The sequence below is a fragment of the Rhodococcus sp. 14-2496-1d genome (assembly GCF_002259365.1).
GTDB lineage: Bacteria > Actinomycetota > Actinomycetes > Mycobacteriales > Mycobacteriaceae > Rhodococcoides.
The window spans coordinates 41,714-62,579 of record NZ_NPFV01000029.1 but is presented as its reverse complement, the minus strand read 5'-3'; the positions used below and the strand labels follow the sequence as shown (position 1 = coordinate 62,579).

Annotated in this window: 18 protein-coding genes; 8 read left to right on the top strand and 10 right to left on the bottom strand. The window is 64.2% G+C overall.

The window, feature by feature from the left end:
- Nucleotides 1-14 precede the first annotated feature (14 nt).
- Complete coding sequence (locus CH296_RS21790) at nt 15-1,811, bottom strand: acyl-CoA dehydrogenase (RefSeq protein ID WP_094685745.1); 1,797 nt, start codon at nt 1,809-1,811, stop codon at nt 15-17.
- Nucleotides 1,812-2,152: 341 nt separating this feature from the next.
- Between CH296_RS21790 and car the strand changes: the two genes are divergently transcribed.
- Nucleotides 2,153-5,680 (top strand): carboxylic acid reductase, encoded by a 3,528-nt coding sequence (car, locus tag CH296_RS21785; RefSeq protein ID WP_094685926.1) that lies wholly within the window; start codon nt 2,153-2,155, stop codon nt 5,678-5,680.
- 42 nt (nt 5,681-5,722) lie between these two features.
- Here the strand turns inward: car and CH296_RS21780 are convergent, their stop codons facing one another.
- Genes CH296_RS21780 through CH296_RS21765 form a run of 4 tightly spaced genes read right to left on the bottom strand, consistent with a single transcriptional unit; the run spans nt 5,723 to nt 10,589 of the window.
- Entirely contained in the window at nt 5,723-7,303 is a 1,581-nt protein-coding gene (locus CH296_RS21780) for a regulator (protein ID WP_094685744.1), read from the bottom strand.
- Between the two features lie 8 nt (nt 7,304-7,311).
- A complete protein-coding gene (locus CH296_RS21775; protein WP_045195078.1) occupies nt 7,312-8,025 on the bottom strand; it encodes a cysteine hydrolase family protein in 714 nt (237 codons plus the stop codon).
- Nucleotides 8,022-9,857, bottom strand: a complete 1,836-nt coding sequence (gene atzF / locus CH296_RS21770; protein ID WP_094647868.1) for an allophanate hydrolase — start codon at nt 9,855-9,857, stop codon at nt 8,022-8,024. Before atzF ends, CH296_RS21775 begins: the two co-directional genes overlap by 4 nt.
- A 57-nt stretch (nt 9,858-9,914) precedes the next feature.
- Nucleotides 9,915-10,589, bottom strand: coding sequence for a GntR family transcriptional regulator (locus CH296_RS21765; protein ID WP_045195076.1), 675 nt, complete (start codon nt 10,587-10,589; stop codon nt 9,915-9,917).
- A gap of 102 nt (nt 10,590-10,691) precedes the next feature.
- Here CH296_RS21765 and CH296_RS21760 point away from each other — a divergent pair, with 102 nt between their 5' ends.
- Entirely contained in the window at nt 10,692-10,988 is a 297-nt protein-coding gene (locus tag CH296_RS21760; RefSeq protein WP_032398151.1) for a DUF503 domain-containing protein, read from the top strand.
- Nucleotides 10,989-11,005: 17 nt separating this feature from the next.
- Here CH296_RS21760 and CH296_RS21755 read toward each other — a convergent pair whose 3' ends face one another.
- The gene (locus CH296_RS21755; RefSeq protein WP_032398152.1) at nt 11,006-11,569 is read right to left on the bottom strand and encodes a dihydrofolate reductase family protein; all 564 of its coding nucleotides are present in this window, start codon (nt 11,567-11,569) and stop codon (nt 11,006-11,008) included.
- A gap of 79 nt (nt 11,570-11,648) precedes the next feature.
- Here CH296_RS21755 and CH296_RS21750 point away from each other — a divergent pair, with 79 nt between their 5' ends.
- From CH296_RS21750 to CH296_RS21730, 5 genes are all read left to right on the top strand, one after another.
- A complete protein-coding gene (locus CH296_RS21750; protein WP_094647865.1) occupies nt 11,649-12,800 on the top strand; it encodes an FAD-binding oxidoreductase in 1,152 nt (383 codons plus the stop codon).
- A gap of 19 nt (nt 12,801-12,819) precedes the next feature.
- A complete protein-coding gene (locus CH296_RS21745) occupies nt 12,820-13,110 on the top strand; it encodes a hypothetical protein (RefSeq protein ID WP_094685743.1) in 291 nt (96 codons plus the stop codon).
- A gap of 50 nt (nt 13,111-13,160) precedes the next feature.
- Nucleotides 13,161-13,580, top strand: a complete 420-nt coding sequence (locus CH296_RS21740) for a hypothetical protein (protein ID WP_094685742.1) — start codon at nt 13,161-13,163, stop codon at nt 13,578-13,580.
- Nucleotides 13,577-13,870: a transcriptional regulator gene (locus tag CH296_RS21735; RefSeq protein ID WP_094629422.1), complete on the top strand. Its 294-nt coding sequence runs from the start codon at nt 13,577-13,579 to the stop codon at nt 13,868-13,870. Before CH296_RS21740 ends, CH296_RS21735 begins: the two co-directional genes overlap by 4 nt.
- 96 nt (nt 13,871-13,966) lie before the next feature.
- Nucleotides 13,967-14,389, top strand: coding sequence for a VOC family protein (locus CH296_RS21730; RefSeq protein ID WP_032398156.1), 423 nt, complete (start codon nt 13,967-13,969; stop codon nt 14,387-14,389).
- A 15-nt stretch (nt 14,390-14,404) separates the two neighbouring features.
- Here the strand turns inward: CH296_RS21730 and CH296_RS21725 are convergent, their stop codons facing one another.
- From CH296_RS21725 to CH296_RS21710, 4 genes are all read right to left on the bottom strand, one after another.
- Nucleotides 14,405-15,676, bottom strand: a complete 1,272-nt coding sequence (locus tag CH296_RS21725; RefSeq protein ID WP_094682911.1) for an MFS transporter — start codon at nt 15,674-15,676, stop codon at nt 14,405-14,407.
- A gap of 13 nt (nt 15,677-15,689) precedes the next feature.
- The gene (locus tag CH296_RS21720) at nt 15,690-16,325 is read right to left on the bottom strand and encodes a GyrI-like domain-containing protein (RefSeq protein WP_094685741.1); all 636 of its coding nucleotides are present in this window, start codon (nt 16,323-16,325) and stop codon (nt 15,690-15,692) included.
- A 118-nt stretch (nt 16,326-16,443) separates the two neighbouring features.
- Nucleotides 16,444-17,988: a sodium:alanine symporter family protein gene (locus CH296_RS21715; protein ID WP_094685740.1), complete on the bottom strand. Its 1,545-nt coding sequence runs from the start codon at nt 17,986-17,988 to the stop codon at nt 16,444-16,446.
- Nucleotides 17,989-18,080: 92 nt separating this feature from the next.
- Nucleotides 18,081-19,298: an EAL domain-containing protein gene (locus tag CH296_RS21710; RefSeq protein WP_256980535.1), complete on the bottom strand. Its 1,218-nt coding sequence runs from the start codon at nt 19,296-19,298 to the stop codon at nt 18,081-18,083.
- A 186-nt stretch (nt 19,299-19,484) separates the two neighbouring features.
- On the opposite strand from CH296_RS21710, the gene CH296_RS21705 reads away from it, so the two are divergent.
- Nucleotides 19,485-20,855 carry a serine/threonine-protein kinase gene (locus CH296_RS21705; RefSeq protein WP_094685738.1) on the top strand — a complete coding sequence of 457 codons (1,371 nt, stop codon included), beginning with the start codon at nt 19,485-19,487 and terminating at the stop codon, nt 20,853-20,855.
- Nucleotides 20,856-20,866: the final 11 nt, after the last annotated feature.

Genomic DNA, 20,866 nt, shown 5'->3' with positions numbered 1-20,866 from the left:
CTTGTGACTGTTGATCAGAACCAAGCGGGCGACATATCGAGGGTGGTGCGGTCCAGCTTCGCCAACAGGTCGAGTTGGACGTCCACCTTCGGCAATTCGTAGACGTAGAAGTATTTTGCTGCGGAACGCTTTCCGTCGTAGAAGTCTCCGGTCTTCGTGCCGACGGCCAGCAACTGCTCGAGCCACATCCAGGCGATGACCGTGTGCCCCATCGCCTCCAGGTACGCCGTGGAGTTGGCCAGTGCCACAGCGGCATCGCCGGTGCCCCACACCGCAGCGGTGACCTCGACGATTCTGCCGACGCGTGCGTGCAGTTCGTCCGCGTAACGAGCAGCGTCACCGCCTCCCGAGTGCGCACGATCGACTGTCTGCCCGATGTGTTCGGCCAGCAGAGCCAATCCAGCGCCGCCCTGCATGATCACCTTCCGTCCGAGCAGATCCAGACCTTGAATACCGTGTGTGCCTTCGTGAATCGGGTTGAGTCGATTGTCGCGGTAGTGCTGTTCGACGTCGTAGTCGCGGGTGTATCCGTAGCCGCCGTGCACCTGAATGGCCAGACTGTTGGCTTCGAGGCACCACTGCGACGGCCAGCTCTTGGCGATCGGCGTCAGTACGTCGAGCAGCAACGTCGATCGTGCTGCTTCGGCGTCGTCGGACGCAGAGTCCTGATGATCGACCAGGCGCGAACAGTAGAGTCCGAGCGCCAGCGCCCCTTCGACGTAGGACTTCTGCGCCAACAACATTCGCCGAACGTCGGCGTGTTCGATCAGCGCGACCGCAGGTGCAGCCGGATCCTTGGCGCCGAGTGGTCGGCCCTGCGTACGGGTCTTCGCATACTCCACCGACTTCAGGTAGCCGACGTAGCCGAGGGCTATCGCAAGGAATCCGACGCCGATCCGCGCTTCGTTCATCATGTGGAACATGTACGACAATCCGCGGTTCTCCTCGGCGACGAGGAAGCCGACCGCTCCGGGTTGCCCACCGGGAGAGTGGGTTCCGTCGCCGAACGCCAGCAGCGTGTTCGTGGTGCCGCGGTTGCCCATCTTGTGATTGAGTCCGGTGAGCACGATGTCGTTGCGCTCGCCCGTACCCCCGTTGCCATCGGGAAGGAATTTGGGAACGATGAACAGGGAGATTCCCTTGACCCCCGGCGGTCCGCCCGGCGTCTTGGCGAGCACCAGGTGAACGATGTTCTCGGTCAGTTCGTGATCTCCACCCGAAATCCACATCTTGGTGCCGGTGATTCGGAAGCTACCGTCGCCCTGCGGTACTGCTTTGGTCGTGATGTCGGCCAGTGAGGAGCCGGCCTGCGGTTCCGACAAACACATGGTGCCGAACCAGCGCCCGTCCAGCATCGGACGGACGTAATCTCGCACCTGATCCGGCGTGCCGTACGTCGCGATCAGGTTGGCGTTGGCCATGGTGAGAAACGGGTACGAGGAGGTCCCGGCGTTGGCGGCCTGGAAGAACGCCATCGCTGCCCGGGAGACAGTCGCTGGCAGTTGCATGCCGCCGATCGACTCGTCGAACTGCCCGGCGATCAAACCCGCCGACGCATAGACATCGAGCGCTGCCTTCACTTCCGGTATCAGCTCCACCGAACCGTCCGCGTTCATCGTCGGCTCCTGCGCGTCCGCCTTCTTGTTGTGCGGCGCGAAGTGCTTGCGGGCGATATCCGCGCTGAGATCGAGGACCGCGTCGAAGGTCTCCTTCGAGTGCTCTGCGAACCGAGGTCGAGCAGTCAGTGCCGCCACGTCCAACCATTCGTACAGCAGAAAATCCAGGTCGCGTCGCGAGAGGACGTCCGACATTCACTTCTCCGATCGAGAGGGGGCACCGCCACCGCATGGGTCGTTCCGAAGGTTCCACTCCTGCGTGAGCGCTGTGACGCACGTGACTACTTTCCTCACCATACAAGTCGCGTTGCGACGGCCACGCCGAGCGTCGCGACAAACGGTCCTGGCTGCGGGCGGTCGACCGGGGCAATGTCGAAAGCCGCAGCCGGGCAGACATTTACGGCGAATCGGACTATGAGCAGCATCACGATTCAAAAAAGCCACATCGGCATATGCTTACCTTTGATAACGATATTTGATCGAGCAATCGACAGCGCCCGGCTGTTCCGGTGCGCATCGTCGGAGGGGAGTCGAGCATGACGCACACACTGGCCGTCGACAGCGAACGTGAGCGAGAGATCAGAGGGCGCGATCGCTTCACCGAGCTCCACCGGATCGATGACGAGTTCCGAGCCGCCGAACCGGACAGCGCAGTGGCCGACGCCGCCCAGGAGTTGTCGCCCAACCTGGCCCGCGTGGTTGCCGAGATCATGACGCGCTACTCCGATCGGCCGGCACTCGGCCGCCGGGCCCGGGAGATCGCACGAGTCGACGACACGACCACTCTCCGCCTGCTCCCGCGCTTCGAAACCGTCACCTACGGCCGAGCCTGGAACGACGCAGGTGCACTGGCATCGGCATTGACGCACGACGCATTCGGTATCGCTTCGGGAGACTTCTTCGCAACCCTGGGATTCGCGAGTGCCGACTACGTCGTCGCGGAATTGGCCACGATTCGGCTCGGCGCAATCGCCGTTCCGCTGCAGGCCGGTGCCACCGCGGGCCAACTCTCGGCCATCGCCGCGGAAGTCGAGCCCGTCGTCCTGGCAGCCGATGTCGACAATCTGTCCGTCGCGGTCCAGGTTGCCACGCATTGTCGATCCATCCGAAGAATCGTCGTCCTCGATTACGACGGTGCGATCGACGCGCACACACAGATCATGGAGACCGCGCGCAGCGTTGCCGAACAGGCGGGAGTCTTCGTTCGTCCGCTCACCGAGTTGGTTCGCGACGGGGCGCAACTACCGTCGGTTCCCCTACCCGATGCCGAGGATCCCGACCGACTCGCGACACTGATCTACACCTCCGGCAGCACCGGAACCCCCAAGGGAGCGATGCACACCGAGCGAATCGTGTGCGGAGCCTGGACCGGCGCCTGGCACCACACCGGAGCTTCCTCCGAGTCCACGGACGGGCCTGCCTTCCCGGTCATCACTCTCGACTATCTTCCGATGAGTCACCTGGCCGGCCGTGGCCTCGTCTTCTCGACTCTTGCAGCAGGCGGCACCGTCCACTTCGCCGGGGCGAGCGACCTGTCGACCCTGTTCGAGGATTTCGCGCTCGCTCGGCCCACGATGGCACTGTTGATCCCGCGGGTCTGCGAGATGATTCGGCACAACGTTCTTGCCGAGATCGACCGGGAAACCGAACGGACTGCCGGTGGCGACGCCGACAGGACGCGACGAGAAGTGCTGGAGCGCAACAGGATCGAACAGTTCGGCGGTCGCGTCCTCGCAGCGATGGTCGGTACCGCGCCGATTGCCGACGAGGTGAAGGACTTCGTCTCCGAGCTGCTCGATATTCGGGTGCGCGACAACTACGGCTCCACAGAAGCCGGAATGGTGTTGCACGACGGCGTCGTTCAGCGGCCGCCGGTGATCGAATACAAGCTCGACGACGTACCCGAACTCGGCTACTTCTCCACCGACACACCGCATCCGCGCGGTGAGCTCCTGCTCAAGACGACCTCCATCATTCCCGGTTACTACAAGCGCCCGGACGTCACGGCCGACGTCTTCGACTCCGAGGGCTTCTATCGCACCGGGGACGTCGTCGCCGAGATCGAGCCGGACCGACTCGCCTACGTCGACCGACGCAAGAACGTTCTGAAACTGGCTCAGGGCGAGTTCGTCGCGCTGGCGCGCCTGGAAGCCCTGTTCGGTACCAGCGAGCTGGTGAATCAGATATTCGTGTACGGCAACAGCCAGCGGGCATACCTTCTGGCAGTTGTCGTACCGGCCGACCCGGACACGACTGCGGGTTCGGTCATCGAATCGTTGCAGCAGATCGCACGCACGGAAGCGCTGAATTCGTACGAGATTCCACGTGAAGTAGTCATCGAACACGACCCGTTCACGCAGGAGAACGGACTCTTGTCCGGGGCAGGTAAGCAACTGCGACCCAAACTCGTCGAGCGCTACGGAGAAGAACTGGAACGTCGCTACGCGGAACTCGAGACCGGTCAGAACGATCGCCTACGCGAACTCAGGCGTACCGGTGCCGATGCCCCCGTTCTGACCACCGTCGGCGACGCGGCCCAGGCCCTGTTGGGATGCGCCGGGTCCGATATCCGTCCCGACGCGCACTTCAGCGACTTGGGCGGAGATTCGTTGTCGGCGTTGACGTTCTCCACGCTTCTCCGCGAGATCTACGATGTCGATGTTCCGGTCGGGGTGATCACCGGGCCCGCCATGGACCTGGCAGCGCTGGCCGAGTACATCTCCTCGGCCCGGGACAACGATTCCGACACAGCGACGTTCGCCTCGGTGCACGGCCGCGGTGCCGCTGTGGCACGAGCCTCCGACCTGCGTCTGTCGGCTTTTCTCGACGACGCCCTACTCGACGCCGCACACCGAATTGCCGGCCCGCGAGAACGGACCGGCACGGTCTTGCTCACCGGTGCCAACGGATACCTCGGTCGTTTCCTCTGCCTGGAATGGTTGGGGCGCATGGCCGAGACCGGCGGAAAGGTGATCTGTCTGGTGCGCGGGCGCTCCGATTCCGACGCGCGAGCTCGACTCGATGCAGCGTTCGACAGTGGAGACGCACGACTGTCGGAGCGCTATCGAACCTTGGCCGACGCCGCACTCGAGGTCGTGGCGGGCGATCTCGGGACACCTCACTTCGGCCTGGACCGCGACGTGTTCGAGGCACTGGCCGAACGGGTGGATCGCATCGTCCACCCGGCCGCGCTCGTCAACCATGCCCTGCCGTACGAGCACCTCTTCGGACCCAACGTCGTCGGCACGGCCGAGATCATCCGGCTGGCGCTGACCGACCATGTCAAGCCCGTGACCTATCTGTCGACGGTGGCCGTCGCAGCGGGCGTCGAGGAATTCCGAGAGAACGGCGACATACGCGTCGACAGCCCATCGCGGGCGGTGGACGATTCGTACGCCAACGGCTACGGCAACTCCAAGTGGGCCGGTGAAGTGCTGTTGCGCAATGCGTTCGACGAATTCGGACTGCCCGTCTCGGTCTTCCGCTCGGACATGATTCTGGCGCACAGCACATGGACGGGCCAGCTCAACGTGCCGGACGTGTTCACGCGTCTGATCCTGTCGGTCGTTGCAACCGGTCTGGCTCCACACACGTTCTACGCCACCGACACCGGCGCGCCCACCGACGAGAAGGGGCGCCCGCTGGCCCACTACGACGGACTGCCGGCCGATTTCAGTGCGTCGGCCATCACGTCGATCGCAGGTGGTGATACCTCGGGCTACCGAACCTTCGACATCCTCAACCCACACGACGACGACATCTCACTCGATACGTTCGTCGACTGGATCCGGGATGCAGGTCGCGACATCGAGATCGTCGAGAACTACGACGAATGGTTCGAGCGTTTCAACGCTGCAGTCGAGGCTCTGCCGGAGAAGCAGCGTTCGCACTCGCTGCTCCCGTTGATCGACTCGTACGCACGTCCGCAACACCCGTCGTCAGGAGCGATCCTGCCTGCCGACGAGTTCGCCTCTGCCGTCGGGGACATTCCGCACCTCGGACGCGAACTGATCGAGAAATATCTCTCCGATCTGCTGGCGCTCGAGCTCGTGAGCACACGCTAGAGCAGTTCCCGGTGCGGGCCGTACGGCCCGCACCGGGAAGCACTACTCGCCGACCGGTTGCGGCTCGCCCGTCGGCTTCGAAGCCGGAGTCAGCCGCGAGCACGCCAGACACACCAGTCCGAAGAACAGATAGCCCAGGGCGACTTGGGGATTGGCTGCCCACCCCACCTCGTGTGAATGAATCAGACCGACCCACGACAGTGCCGCGGCCACCCCACCTGCTGCGGCGGCAGCGAGAAACCGTTTGTCGAGAATGAACGTGACGATGGTGCCCAGCATCAGTCCGGCGAGTACCGCGCCGGATCCGAACGTCTTCAGCCCGTCGTACACGACACCCGCCTGACCCAGTGCCTCGCTCCCCACTTCCGTCGCCGATGTACCTGCCGCGCTGAGCGCGTTGTCGATCAGGCCCACCGCCCACTCCGCGAGGTTGGGTAGCAGTGCCACCACCACCGCGATGGCGTGCAGCTTCGGCACCGACTGAAATGCCTGGGCACCGATCAGCAGGCCGATGTACAGCAGAATCGGGACGATCGCGGGTATCGGAAGCAGCGTGGCCAGTAGACCGAAGAGCCCGAGAAAACACATCAGGCCGATCGCGATGCCCGACGCGAGCGAGTAGCCGGTCCGTCCGCCTGCGTCTTTCCAGCCCGGATGGCCGATGTAGACAGCGGGCGGGAACGGCGATCCGAAGGCAGATCCGACGACCGCTCCGAATCCGTCTGCGAGCAGCACACTGCGGAGGTTGTAGTTGTCTCCCGCAGCGGACGCGCTCTCGACGTTGCTCATCGCCTCGGTGAAGTTGTAGACACCCAGAGGAATTGCGGTCGCGAGCAGCGGAGCCAGGTTACCGAGACCGTCGAGAAGCAGATCGAGGCGCAGATCGGGAAGCCCGAGTGCGATATTGCCGGCAGCCTCGGTCACGTCCGGCACCGACATGTATCCGCCGATCCAGCCGATAGCCGTGCCTACCAGAAGCGCGGCGAGACCGACCGGAATGTTGCCGGGCAGTTTCACGTCCGTGAAGAAGCCGATGAGAATGATTGCGAGAACGGGCAACCCGATCCAGGCGGCCTCCCACATCTGCGCGGCCGGGCGCATCGCGATGAACGTGATCGAGATGCCGGCCAGTGTGCCGAGCATCGCCGCGCGGGGGGTGATCCTGCGAATGTAGGGTCCGACGAACGCTCCGATCATGACGATGATGCCGATCATGAAGGCCCAGGCGAGCCCCGACGCCCAGGCCTGCATCGCGTCACCCGTCGCCAGGTAGACCGGGAGCATGACCACGAACACGACGATGAACATGTGCGGAACGCTCGGACCGTACGGAAGCGCCGTCACATCGGTTCGGTTCTCGCGCTTGGCGAGCCGACGAGCGAGAACCATGTAGTAGAGGTTCCCCAGGATCAGGGCGATCCCGAGGGCAGGCAGCAGGGTCCCGAGGACGTCGGTTCCTGGAATTCCGACCACCGCGATGCTCAGGGTGGTCAGGGTGAGCACGTTCACGAGAATGTTGAAGCCGAGTCCGAAGAATGCATTGGTGTCGCCCTTCGTCCACCACGGGAGGGTGAACGAGGACGAAGAGCCTGCAGCGGGTGAGTCTTTCACGTCCATGGTCATGTTCGGTCCTATCGACTTGCCGAGGTGGGGACGAGTGCAACCAACGCGGCCTCGACGTCCTCCGACGGCGCGGTCCAACCGAAAATGCCGCCTTGAGCCGAGATCATCTCGAGGCCCACGCGCTGAAACTCCGGGAAGTACGAACCGACACAGTCCGTCACGACGAGGCATTCGTATCCTCGATCGTTGGCCTCGCGAACCGTGGTGTGCACGCACACCTCGGTCGTCACACCGGTGACGAGCAGGGTGGTGATTCCGGCGCTCGTGAGGATCTCGGAGAGCTCGGTGGCGTAGAACGCCCCTTTGCCGGGCTTGTCGATGACGGTCTCACCTTCGAGTGGCGCCAGTTCGTCGACTATGTCGTGACCGTACTCACCGCGAACGAGGATGCGACCGAACGCTCCCGGATCGCCGATGCGCTGCGATGGTGTGCCGCGGCGTAATTTCGCCGGCGGGCAGTCCGACAGGTCCGGTAGGTGCCCCTCCCTGGTGTGGATCACGGGTATCCCCGCTTCCCTGGCCACTGCGATGAGACCTGCGAGTGGTTCGATCACGGATCGGAGCAGGCCGACATCGTTGCCGAGGCTCTCCCCGAACCCTCCGGGGAGCAGAAAATCCCTCTGCATGTCGATCACGAGCAGTGCCGTCGTCGTGGGATCGATGGTGAACTCCGACGGAGACGCCGACGGTATCGACGTTTCCGGTGTCTGTGCTGAGGTCATGAGATCTCCTGTGCTGCAATGGAAGTATCGTGAGCAGAATTGATCGCCCGGGAATATGCCCGCCAGCCACCGAACTCGCTGATGTCGTCGACGGTGTGCCGATGCGCGCCGGTCTGGACAGTCGCGTCGCAGACGTAGCCGAGAACGTCGGAACCGTCGGCCAGCAGTACTCGTCCCAGAGCGAGCACCGCTGGCATTCTGCCCGCGAGTACCGCAAGAGAAGCGGCGGGCAGACGCCACCTCTCCACGTCGATTGCGCTGCCGCCGAGAGGAACTCGCAACAGTCCGGGTGTCGGGTCGGTGGTTCCGATCCGAAGCAGTGTGTACGTCGGCGCGGTGGACGTCGCCTCGACCAGGGCCCCACCGAGCTCGAGCAGCTGCGGGTTGGCGCGCTCCCCCGACAGGTGGTGCCCGGCAACGACGATGTCGATGGTCTCGAGGGTCGACCCTTCGGCTGCTGCGGGATGCGGTGGAACGGCACGCCGTTCTCCGAGCAACCGGGCCGCGACCGCGAGGATCATATCGTCGGCCAGCGCAGGCCCGATCACCATGAGGCTGACCGGTCGACCGTCCTGGGTGAGCCCGACGGGAACCGCTACGGCCGTCAGATCGAGAAGGTTTCCGAAGTGGGTGTAGTGACCGAGCTTCGTATTGCACGCGACGGGGTCTGCGAGTACCTCCGGCACGGTGAAGGTGGTGCCGATGGTCGGCACGATCATCACGTCCATCGACGTCCAGAGCCGAGAGACACGAGCGCGAAGGTCTTGCAATCTCTGCAGAGCACGGAAGGCATCGACAGCGGTGTAGTTCCGCCCTCCCAGAAAGATCTCGCGGACGACCGGGACGATGGAATCGGGCTTCTCGCTCAGGAATTCGTCGAATTCGACCAGTCGCTCGGCGACCCACGGTCCTTGATACAGCAGCGAGCCGGCGTCGAGGAAGGGTGTGAGATCGACTGTGGTGGTCCGTAACCCATGATCGGGAAGCGACAGGCGCGCCACCGAATGCGCATCGAACATGGCCGCGTCGCCGAAGAAGTCCAGCTGCTGCAGGTCCGGTAGCCCGACGGTGATGTCACGCCCGTCGTACTCTTCTCCGCGCGGACGTGACCAACCGTCCGCTGGATCCTCGGCGCACATGATGTCGAAGACGAGTTCGAGGTCCTCGACGGTGGACGCCATCAGGGTGATGCAGTCCAGCGACTTGCACGCGGGGACGAGGCCGACGGTGCTGATCAGGCCGCGCGACGGCTTGTAGCCGACGATCCCGTTGAGCGCGGCAGGCACACGACCCGATCCTGCGGTGTCGGTGGCCACACAGAACGGCACCTGCCCGAGGGCGACGGCCAGTGCCGATCCGGAACTGGAGCCACCGGAGATCATGTCGTTGCCGTAGACGCTCCGCGGAATCGCATGGGGCGTGCGAGTTCCGTTCAGCCCGGTCGCGAACTGGTCGAGGCTGGTCTTGCCGACGAAAATGGCGCCCGCGTCGACCAGTGCCTGCACTGCCGGGGCCGTCGAATCCGACGTGTAGGCGTAGTCGGGACAGGCGAGCGTGGTCGGGTATCCCGCCACATCGATGCTGTCCTTGACTCCGAAGGGAATTCCGTACAGGGGTAGCGACACTGCGTCGGGTCGCGCTTCGAGTGCAGCGGCGGCCGCGAGCAATTCCGAACGGCCGACAACGGTGATCCATGTTCCGTCGTCGCCGCGTGCAGCCACGGCGGTCGAGAACGCCTCCACCGTTGCAGTGGGAGTCGATGTGCCGTTTCTGTACGACGCGAGCATCTCGGTGACGGTCGGGCCGAGTGCCGGTCCCAGGTCTGAAGTCATACCGTCGATTGTCGACAGTTTTCTGTTAATGCAGGTTGTTGCCGTGTTTCGAGTCTGTTAGGAAATACTCTCGAGATGCAGGTAGGTCAGCTCGCCATGCTCCTTCAACGCAGCGAGCGCGACCGAGAGGTCGTTCGATTCGATGGCGTCGAGCAACCACTCGTGACGCCTGATCCCATCGATCGGATTGGCGACTCGGGCTTCTTCCCTGAGGTTGCGGGCCATCGGTAGCTGTAACTTCAACAGGATCGGCGCATAGGCCACATCGAGCTGGCGGCTTCCGGCCAACGCCACGATTGCCTCGTGGAAACGCCGGTGAGCGTCGTCCTTCTCGAGAGTGTCCCCCCGCGCATCGGCGTCGCGCATCTCGTCGAGCGCCGCTCTCACCGGCGCGAAAGCACTGTCGGGAGGCGACGCGAGTGGGAGCGCACGCTCGAGCGCGTGTCGTTCGAGAACCTGACGCAGCTCGAAAAGTTCGAGAATGTCCTCCGCCGACCACACCGTCACTCGAAACCCGCGACGTGGGAGATGCTCGACCAGACCCTGCTGAGCCAACAGGCGCAACGCCTCACGCACGGGTGCTCGGCTGATCCCGAGTCGCGCGCACAGTGTTTCCTCGACCACGCGCGATCCGGGCTCGAGCGCACCGCTGAGCACCTCGGATCGGACCTGGCGAGTCGCCATTTCGACAAGGCTCGGCGGCAAGGAACCGTGTCCCGCCGGTGCAGCCATGACGCCAGTGTACGAACATGCGCGCCGAATGGCGTGCATCCACGGTATTGCCGGGCCGAGTCGGGGGCCGCTCGCCCACCCCGGCGTTAGACTGGCACGCCTATGTGGATTGGATGGATAGAATTCGACTTCCTTCTCGGAGATGTTCACTCACTCAAAGAGAAGCGCTCCGTGATCCGGCCGGTGATCTCCGAAATGCAACGCAAGTTCGCGGTATCGGCGGCGGAAACCGATCATCGCGAGTTGCACAGGCGAGCAGGTATAGGCGCGTCCGTCGTAGCAGGCGATCGCGACCACGTCACCGATGTTCTCGACCGAATCGAGCGCGTCGCGGCCTCGCGGCCCGAGCTGCAACTCGTCTCCGTTCGGCGGCGCACCATCCGAAGCGACGACATCTGAACACTCGCCCCGCCGGGTCATCGACGTACGTCGAACACCTGCTTCTGAATTCCGTTGCCGTAGACCTCGTGTTCGATCAGTTCGAGATGCGTGGTGTCCTTGTCGGCCGCGCTGAACAGTCGCTTTCCCGCACCGAGCAGGAGTGGAAAGACGAGCAGGTGGTACCGATCGACCAGCCCGGCGTCGGCGAGACTTCGGCCGAGCGTGGCGCTGCCGTGTATCGAGATCGGGCCACCCTCGGAGTTCCTGAGCTCGGCAACGTCGTCGATACTGCGCAGAACGGTTGCAGGCCAGCGTGAGTCGTCCTGCTCGAGCGTCGTCGACACCACATACCTCGGCATGGCGTTGTACCCCGCGAAATCGTCCATGGTGGGCCAGATCGGCGCAAATGCTTCGTAGGAGGTGCGGCCCAACAGCAGCGCAGTGGCTTCTTCCTGCTCACGTCCTTTGATCTCGTACGCTGCCGGATCGAAGTCGATGCCCTGAAACGTCCACCCGGAGTTGCGATAGCCCACCTCGCCGCCCGGCCCCTCCATCACGCCGTCGAGCGACACGAACGCGGTCACGATCACAGTGCGCATGGACGGTCCTTACCGGTGGTGGGGTGGGTGCCGGAATCGTAAACCATCCTCGCGCCGAATCCGTCGATACCATCGACCGATGATCGCCAGCGACATGTCCCGCCCGGCGTGGGACGACGATCCGATCGTGTCCGGCTGGTCGGGACTGCCCGCACTCGACCATGACCGCACCGCCGACGTCTGCGTCGTCGGCCTGGGAGGCTCGGGTCTGGCCGCCGTCGCCGACCTCCTCGACCGCGGTGTCGATGTGGTCGGAATCGACGCAGGGCGAGTCGCAGCCGGCGCTGCGGGCCGGAACGGCGGCTTCCTGCTCGGTGGTCCTGCGACCTTTCTGCACACAGCACTCGCGACATGGGGTCCGTGCGCGGTGGATCTGTATCGAGCGACTCTGGCGGAGATCGACAATCTGGAAGGGCTTCTCGGACCCGACGTCGTCCGACGCACCGGATCGATCAGGCTCGCGGGAGTCCCCGGTTCTCCGAGCGAGCTCGCCGATGCGGAGGACTGTGACGCGCTGGCACAGTGCCTGCGCGAGAACGACGTTGCCGTCGAGCACTATTCCGGCGCGTTGGGAAACGGCATCTTCCTACCGGACGATGCGGTGATGAATCCTGCGCGTCGCGCGCTCGGGCTGGCATCGATTCTCGCGGGACGCGCTCGACTGTACGAATACACGCCCGCAATCGCCATCGAGCCGGGCGCGGTCACGACGCCGAATGGAGTGGTTCGATGCGGCCTGGTTCTCGTAGCCGTCGACGGTCGACTCGAACAGGTACTCCCCCAGCTCGACGGACGGGTTCGGACCGCCCGTCTGCAGATGCTCGCGACCTCGCCCGTCACCCCGGGGCGACTGCCGTGCCCCGTGTACGGACGATGGGGGTACGACTACGCGCAACAGGACGCGTCTGGACGGCTGTATGTCGGGGGCGGTCGTGACCTCTTCGCCGAGCACGAATGGACACCGTCCGGCGAACCGACCGCTCAGGTTCAGCACTACATCGAGTCGGTCGCGGCATCGTTTGCAGGAGAACCTGTCTCGGTCGATGCACGGTGGGCCGCGTCCGTCGGATTCACCACCGACGGTCGGCCGCTGTGCACATGGGTCGACGACACCGTGATCGCATTCGGTGGCTACAACGGCACAGGCAATCTGGTCGGACCGGTCACCGCTCGCGCCGCCGTGGCGCTCGGGCTCGACGCAAGTCCAGTACCGCAGTATCTGAGCAGCTGACGCATGGCAGGGTGGACCCATGGCCGAAGAACCGGAACACACCGAGGACGGTCACTACATCGTGATCAAGGGTCGCCGTTGGCGCGCAACGGATCCTGATATCCCGGAGAATCGCAATGCCGAATTGCGGTCGATTCTGATGGCGTGGCGCAGGGAGGTCAAACGCACGTCGGGTGCACCGGAATCTCGCGCAGGCGTGCAGGCCACCAAAGTCGCCCTCGGCGAGCGAGGAACCCCGTGGTGGGAGCAGTCGGACGACGAGCGACGGGCCCGATGGGAATCGGAAGTGGCGAGGCCGTCCGACACCTGACATCCGCCCGATGGTTGCCATAGTGGAAACTATCCAATACAGTTTCCACCATGGAAAGCATCGGAGAACCCACACCTGCCGAAGCCCGAACGGCTCTCGACGACATCGATCGAATTCAGCGCGCAGTACGAGACACTCCGTGGCCGGTATGGCTGTATCCGGTCAACGCCGCGCTGCTCGCGATGTTCGCACTGACCGCCCTTCTCGACAGCCGGCTCGCGTTCCTGGGTGTCGCCGCGGTGATCATCGCGGTCAACGTCGTCACCGGATATCGGATGGGGACGCCGTGGGCCCTACCCACCGACCGCGGCTTCCTCACCTGTGTCGCGCTGTCGGGTTTCTCCGTCGCGCTGGCGCAGGCTGTCGGTGATCCCAGCGGACCGGCCTGGCCGGTTGTTCTGCTGGCGGCAGCAGCCGCGTCGATCTACTCGATCGGATCGATTCTGCACTACCGCAGTACGCGTCGATGAGCGATCTCGATCCGATCATTCACCCGGCCCACCGGCTCCGAATCTGTGCCCTTCTGGCCGCTGCGACAACGGTGGAACTGGCGATCGTCAAGGAACACAGCGGGTTGAGCGCATCGGCGCTGAGCAAACAGGTCGCTGCTCTGGTCGATGCGGGATACGTCGAGCAGCAGCGATCACGGACGGACTCGCGGCGACTGTGGTTGTCGTTGACCAAGGACGGTAGAACGGCCTATCGACGTCACGTGGCCGCACTGCGTGCCATTGTTGCCGACACCGACGCATCCATCTGATCTTCTGCGGTGACTTTCCCCCGCGGTGCGGGTCTACTGATTCGACGGATCCCGTCGTAGTTCAGCCCGCTCGTTCATCAGAAGAAGGAGACTTCGATCATGTCCATTCTCAACCCCTATCTGTCGTTCCGAGACAACGCGCGCGAGGCGATGGAGTTCTATCGGTCGGTCTTCGGTGGCGAGCTGACCGTCACCACGCTCGGCGAGGCCAACGCCAGCGAGGATCCCGCTGACCGGGACAAGATCATGCACGGCCAGTTGACCACCCCGAACGGGTTCACTCTGATGGGAGCCGACACGCCGTCGTCGATGGAGCACACGCCCGGGAACACCATGAGCGTCTCGCTCAGCGGCGACGAGGAGGACGAACTGACGAGCTACTGGAACGCGTTGGCCGTCGACGCGCAGTTCACGATGGGTCTCGACAAGGCCCCGTGGGGCGACACCTTCGGTATGTTGACCGACAAGTTCGGTGTGCAGTGGATGGTCAACATCGCCGGATCCCCCAGCGAGAGCTGAGTACGGCTTCCGCCGCTACCGGACGAGGTTCTTCGGCGGGACCACCTGTCGGAGACCGTCGGGCCCCCAGCCTCGATCGAGTGCCGTCAACAACAATGCACAGCCGATACCGGACAGGACGAGCGCGGAGCCGAACATCGCCGTGTAGCCGAACAGGTCGCCGACCACACCGGCTGCGATCCCGGCTGCGCCCTGCGCGAAGACGATTGCGCACGCCATCAGCGTGTAATCGCTTCCCGCGAAACGCTTCTCGGACGCGTCCATCATCAGGGCGAACACCGCCACCGTGGCCGCACCACCGAGGACGTGTTCGGTGATGTTGGCGGTGACCAGAAGTGGGAAGCCGCCGACTCCCAGGGAGGCGACGACATACAGGGCAAGGCTGAGCGTTTGACTCACCCCGCCGACCAGCAGCGCCCGACGCCGTCCGTGTCGAAATGACAACCATGCCCCCAGTGCGGCTCCCCCGAGCGCAGCCACCGACGACAGACCGCCCTCGACCAGCGCTATCTGGGGCAATGACAGTCCACTGTCCGACAGGAACGGACCCACGAGGGCCGAGCCCATCGAGTTACCGAACTTGAAGCCGATGATCAGCAGGATGAACGCAACCATGCCGGGCCTACGCAGTCGGGACCACCAGGCAACCGCCAGCCGCACCGGCGTTTCCGGCTCGGCCGCTCGGTCGGATTCGGCGTCTGCAGCGTCCAGTTGCGTCCGCATCCACCACACCGGAACAGTCGTCAGCACGATGAGCAGTGCCATCGCGACGAACAGCACCCGCCATCCGGCAAAGGTGAACAGCCACAACAGCAGTCCGCCGCCGCACACCATCCCGATGCGGTAGGCACCGACCTGCAGACCGTTGCCCAACCCGCGCTGCGCCGCGCTGAGCGTACGCACCGCGATACCGTCGGTCGCGATGTCCTGCGTCGCCGAGAGAGCATTCATGACGAAGATTCCGACGAACAGCCAACGCAGTGTCGAGGACAGATCGAGGAACGACAACGCCAGTGCCACCGCCGCGGCCGAACACTGCAGCGACAACAGCCACCGTCGCCTCGATCCGTACCGATCGACGTACGGAGCCCAGAGAAATTTCAGCGCCCACGGGAGAAACAGCACACCGGTCGCGCTGATCTTCACCAAGGAGAAGCCCGACTCCCGGAGGACGACAGGTAGGGCCTGGGTGAAGAATCCGAACGGCAGTCCCTGTGCGAAGTAGAGCGCACCCAGGAGAGTCAGAGTCCCGGCGGTGAACGATGCCGGACGCACCGCATTGGTCATGCCGGTCATCGTGTCAGAGCGACGCCGACTCCGCCGAACGCGCCACCGGCTGGCGGAGGATGGTGCGCAGCTTCGTCGGCTCCACCCTGCGCGGATCGCTGAGATAGATCTCGTGATGTTTGCCGGTCATCGTCATTCCAGAACTGGGAATGTATCGGTGATGGAGCTCGTCGAGTACCGGCGTCTCGTCGTCGTAGGACCCGACATGCAGCGTCTGCACGCACAGCCCCTCGTCGAGAGTCTCCAGTCGAATTCTGCTCGACGCATCCGAGGTGCTCTTCGCTTCCGCGGACGCCTTCGCCACGTCGAACATCCGACGGTCGATCCAGTCGGGCACCATGATCATGGCCGTCCAGTTCCACTCGGCCTTGTTGCGGGCGGTCGTGAACGAGGCCATGTTCTCGGCCCACCACAGAGCCTCGAGCGGCGGGACGACATAGTCGCGGTCGAGGGTGTTCTTGCTGGCGAACTTCAGTGCAAAGGCCACGGGGTAGAGCGCCCCGATTGCTTCGGTGTACTGCGGAGCGGTGTTCGGATCGCCGTGTCCGTCGATCATCAGGAAGGTCAGCGGCGGAACGACAAGGGTACGAAAGATGTTGTGCTGCGCAGAGTATGCGTCGAACGTTTTCTTGAAATCGACTTTCGTCATTCGGCCCCCGGTTACCACCACTGTCGAATACTGCGAAACATCTCCAAGAGATACCCGACAACGGACATCGACGAGACCGATACCGCCCGGTCTCGTCGATGTCGGTTCGTCCGATCTGTCACACCCCGGCGTCGACCTTGTCCGGCTCGCCTCGGCGCATCGCCAGGTACTCGGAGAGTTCGCGCTTGACCACCGGCAAGAGCAGGTACAGGCCCGTGATGTTGACCAGCGCCAGCAGGAACAGCGTCGCATCGGCGAAATCGAGCACGGAACCGAGGGACAACACGGTTCCGATGACGGTGAACATGCAGAACATCACGTTGAAGAAGGTGCGCGAGAAGCGGCTCCGTCCGAACAACGACGTCCATGCCTGCAGTCCGTAGTAGGCCCAGGTGATTGCGGTGGACAGAGCGAACAGTGCCACCGCGACAGTCAGCACGTACGGGAACCAGGGCAGCACCGTCTCGAAAGCGTCGGAGGTGAGGGTGACTCCTCCGGCGGGAAGCTCACCTGTTTCGGCGACGATCGCCCGCTGGTCCTGCCAGGTGACGGTGTTGGCGATCACGATGGTCAATGCCGTCGCGGTACAGATGACGACCGTGTCGATGAAGGGCTCGAGCATGGCCACGAAGCCCTCGGTGACCGGATGCCTGGTCTTGACGGCCGAGTGCGCGATGGCCGCTGAACCCAGTCCGGCCTCGTTCGAGAACGCGGCGCGCTGGAATCCGATGATCATGACGCCGAGTACGCCGCCGGCCACACCCTCGGGTGAGAACGCACCTTCGAAGATCGCGGTGAATGCCGTGGGGACCGAACGGAAGTTGACGGCGATGACGACGCCGCACGCGACGATGTAGATCAGCGCCATGGTCGGTACGAGCTTGGCGGTCACCGCCGAGATCGATTTCATGCCGCCGATGATGACCAGTCCGATGATCAGTGCGACGACGATACCGAATACGGCTTTTGCTCCGTCGGAGCCGAGGAATCCGTCCTCACCACCGGTGACCGAACGGACCTGCGCGTAGGTCTGATTGGCCTGGAACATGTTGCCGCCGCTGATGGCGAAGAACGTGATGACGATGGCGTAGAAGACGGCCATGACTTTGCCGACCTTCGCGAGTCCCCGCTCCGCGAGACCCTTGGTCAGGTATTTCATCGGCCCACCGGAGACGGTGCCGTCCTCGTTGATGTCTCGGTACTTCACACCGAGCGTGCACTCGACGAACTTCGATGCCATACCCAGCAAGCCGGCGAGGATCATCCACAGGGTCGCGCCGGGGCCACCGAGCGTCACTGCGACGGCGACACCGGCGATGTTGCCGAGCCCGACGGTTCCGGACACCGCGGCGGTGAGGGCTCTGAAGTGGCTGACTTCTCCTGGCGCGTCTGCCTCGTCCTCCTTGCCGCTGACCAGAATCAACGCTCTCTTGATTCCGCGGACCTGGATGAACTTGAACGCCACCGTGAAGACGACGGCTCCGACGATGAGCCACAGGACGATCAGTGGAACAGCGGCTCCACCGATATCCACGGTGAAGAAGACGACATTCGACACGGCAGCGGAGATCGGATCGAAGGCATTGTTGATCGCCGTCTCGATGGAGCTGATCGTGCCTCCGTCCGCGGCCAATAAATCGGGTGCGAGGGGGTGAGAGCTCATGGCTTCGAGTGAACAGCACGGGGACGGCCGAAGACGTAATTTACCGAATTTCGGGCAACAATTTACTTGATCTTGACGATGAGCCCGCGGACTCACATCGCAGATCTGGCCGGTATCCGTCTCAGAAGCACCGTTGCAGCATCCAGTACGACATGACGGTCGTAGGTGAGGCGGTAGTCGTACATCGGGGTGCCGTCCTCGGCCGCTCCTCGCTCGACCGCGATGAGCGCCACGCTCGACATCGGAGCCACGATCACGATCGAACGTTCCAGTGCCAACGGTTCGTCCGCGTCCACGAACACTTTCCGGAAACCTGATTCCGGCGACGCGGCATTCGAGTCGAAGACGGCCATCAGCGCAGTACGTGCGGCGAGGTCCTCGAAGATCGCCTCGCGCGCAGGCGTCAGGCCGGTGGACGCACTGACGGTCGCCAGTACGACGGTCGAGGAACCGGTGCCGTACGCACTGTGCAACAGGCTGTTCTCGATGGCGTCGAGCAGTGTCGAATCCGCGTGCCTGCGGGCGCCGAGAGCATGGGTGAGCCCGTAGGGCGTGACCGCAACGGGGGCACGCACGGTCAGCGTTCCAGTCGGATCGAGCGATCGGACCGGCCCCTGCACCTCGCCGAAATCCGGAAGAGCCTCCGGTGCCCCGTAGAGATATCCCTGCCCCAGCACGGCACCCATGGCGAGCGCACAACTCTCGTGATGCTCGGTCTCGATCCCTTCGGCCAGAACCAGGGCACCGGTGCGCTCGGCCTCGGCGGCGACAGCGGCAACGATGGCGGCGGTCTCGTAGCTCGAGCGCCCCTGTACGAGTTCCATGTCCAGCTTGATCACGTCTGGACGCAGCAGTGGGATCAGGGCGAGGCTGGAAGAATCTGCCCCCACATCGTCGATGGCGACTCGCCACCCCAGGTTTCGAGCGTGTTCGGCCGCCCTCAGCAGACCGGCCGGATCACCCATCAGGTCTCGCTCGGTGATTTCGACGATGATGGACAGCCGCGACGCGTCCTCGAGAATCGGTAGGTAGTCCCGTGGAGGCGGTGCATCGAGGGCGATGGGTTCGGCATTGACGAACAGTGCGAGCTGGTCGGGATAGCCGGACTCGAAGGCACCGCGCAACGCGCTGATTCGGCAGCGCCAATCGAAATCGGCAGTGACGCCCTGTGCCCGCGCCACGCCCAACAGTTCCGGCGGCGAAATGGGCGCACCGCCTCCGCAGGTCCGCACCAAGGCTTCGTACCCCACAACGGCGCGTCCGTCCAGCGTCACGATCGGCTGGTAGACCGACGTGATCCGGACCGACATCGGCGAAATCTCCGCACTCGCCGAGGATCGATGCATGGGTGGACCCTCCCTCGATACTGATCGATCGGTCCCCACCCGGGGCATCATCATGCCCGACCGCACCCTGATGTCGACACCCGACTGCGGTCTACGTGTCTGTTCGTTGGTTATATGGTGCTCCGAGGACTCGAGGAACGGCGGTGACCGATGGTGGGAGCGAACTCACGTCCTCATACCCCTCACGACCGCCTCTTCGCGGGTCGATACCGACTGGGCACGATCCTGGGGCGCGGCGGAATGGCCGACGTCGTGCTCGCCGACGACCACGTTCTCGGCCGATCCGTAGCGGTGAAGATATTCCGCCACGGCGAGCCCCCCGACAACGCCCAACGCATCGATGCAGAAATACGGACTCTCGCGTCGCTGTCGCACCCGGGTCTGGTGACGCTGTACGACGCGGGCACTGCGCTCGATCCGAGCGGGGTGCCCGTGCCGTACCTGGTGATGGAGCTGGTCGACGGTCCGACTCTGAGTGCGTATCGCCGGAGCCGAACGATGGACACCGCCCACGTCGCTCGGATCGGATACGAGCTGGCGGAGGCTCTCGCCTACATCCACGGTCAGGGTGTGGTGCATCGCGACATCAAACCGGCCAACATCCTCCTTGCGCAGGCTCCGGACGTATCGATGGGACAGTGCGCCAAACTTGCCGACTTCGGCATCGCTCGTATCGTCGACGCCGAACGACTCACCGAGCACGGCACCACAGTCGGTACTGCGCACTACCTCAGCCCGGAGCAGGCGACAGGTACCTCTGCAGGTCCCCCGACGGACATCTACACGCTCGGGCTGGTTCTCATCGAATGCCTGACCGGCACAATGGCATTCGAGGGAAGCGCGGTGGCAGCGGCGGTGACGCGTCTACACCGCGATCCCGCCGTCCCCGAGGGGCTCGGATCGGACTGGCACGCGTTGTTGACGGAGATGACATCGAGACGGCCGGAGGATCGACCGGCCGCAGCTGCGGTCGCCCACCGGTTGCGTGGGCTCTCGCGAAGCACGACATCTCTTCCCCGCACCGCCGCGATTCCAATGGAAACTGTGAATACGGTTGCGCCCCCAGCAGTTTCAGCGTCGACCGAAGCGGAACCTCCGCGCCGTCGATGGATCGTTCCGGGAGCAGCGGCTCTGTTCGTCGCGCTGGGCGCAGCAATCCTCTGGGTCGCAGTCGGCACGGGCGAGGAGCCGGAGCCCCTGTCACCGTCGACGCCGACGCCGACGCTTGTGCAGTCGCCCGCGGCGGCGCCCACAACGCCCGCGCCCGCACCTGCGAGCCCGATTCCAGTGCTCTCGAACCCACCTGAGCCTGCTCCCGGACCCACGACGAATTCGCTTCCGACCGAGCCCGCTGCGCCGGCCCCGCTACCGCCGGGTGACGACAGAGGAAGCTCGGGGAACGGCAGCGGGAACTCGGAGAAGGGCAACAAGAGCCCCGGCAATTCGGGAAACGGCAACGCGAACGGGAACAGCAACGGAAACAGTGGCAACGGCAACGGCAATTCCGGCCGAGGGAACTGACCCCGCGGCCG

Coding starts and splice junctions, on each gene's coding strand:
- CH296_RS21790 (WP_094685745.1), bottom strand. CDS start 1,811: ATGTCGGACGTCCTCTCGCGACGCGACCTGGATTTTCTGCTGTACGAA.
- car (WP_094685926.1), top strand. CDS start 2,153: ATGACGCACACACTGGCCGTCGACAGCGAACGTGAGCGAGAGATCAGA.
- CH296_RS21780 (WP_094685744.1), bottom strand. CDS start 7,303: ATGACCATGGACGTGAAAGACTCACCCGCTGCAGGCTCTTCGTCCTCG.
- CH296_RS21775 (WP_045195078.1), bottom strand. CDS start 8,025: ATGACCTCAGCACAGACACCGGAAACGTCGATACCGTCGGCGTCTCCG.
- atzF (WP_094647868.1), bottom strand. CDS start 9,857: ATGACTTCAGACCTGGGACCGGCACTCGGCCCGACCGTCACCGAGATG.
- CH296_RS21765 (WP_045195076.1), bottom strand. CDS start 10,589: ATGGCTGCACCGGCGGGACACGGTTCCTTGCCGCCGAGCCTTGTCGAA.
- CH296_RS21760 (WP_032398151.1), top strand. CDS start 10,692: ATGTGGATTGGATGGATAGAATTCGACTTCCTTCTCGGAGATGTTCAC.
- CH296_RS21755 (WP_032398152.1), bottom strand. CDS start 11,569: ATGCGCACTGTGATCGTGACCGCGTTCGTGTCGCTCGACGGCGTGATG.
- CH296_RS21750 (WP_094647865.1), top strand. CDS start 11,649: ATGATCGCCAGCGACATGTCCCGCCCGGCGTGGGACGACGATCCGATC.
- CH296_RS21745 (WP_094685743.1), top strand. CDS start 12,820: ATGGCCGAAGAACCGGAACACACCGAGGACGGTCACTACATCGTGATC.
- CH296_RS21740 (WP_094685742.1), top strand. CDS start 13,161: ATGGAAAGCATCGGAGAACCCACACCTGCCGAAGCCCGAACGGCTCTC.
- CH296_RS21735 (WP_094629422.1), top strand. CDS start 13,577: ATGAGCGATCTCGATCCGATCATTCACCCGGCCCACCGGCTCCGAATC.
- CH296_RS21725 (WP_094682911.1), bottom strand. CDS start 15,676: ATGACCAATGCGGTGCGTCCGGCATCGTTCACCGCCGGGACTCTGACT.
- CH296_RS21720 (WP_094685741.1), bottom strand. CDS start 16,325: ATGACGAAAGTCGATTTCAAGAAAACGTTCGACGCATACTCTGCGCAG.
- CH296_RS21715 (WP_094685740.1), bottom strand. CDS start 17,988: ATGAGCTCTCACCCCCTCGCACCCGATTTATTGGCCGCGGACGGAGGC.
- CH296_RS21710 (WP_256980535.1), bottom strand. CDS start 19,298: ATGTCGGTCCGGATCACGTCGGTCTACCAGCCGATCGTGACGCTGGAC.
- CH296_RS21705 (WP_094685738.1), top strand. CDS start 19,485: ATGGTGGGAGCGAACTCACGTCCTCATACCCCTCACGACCGCCTCTTC.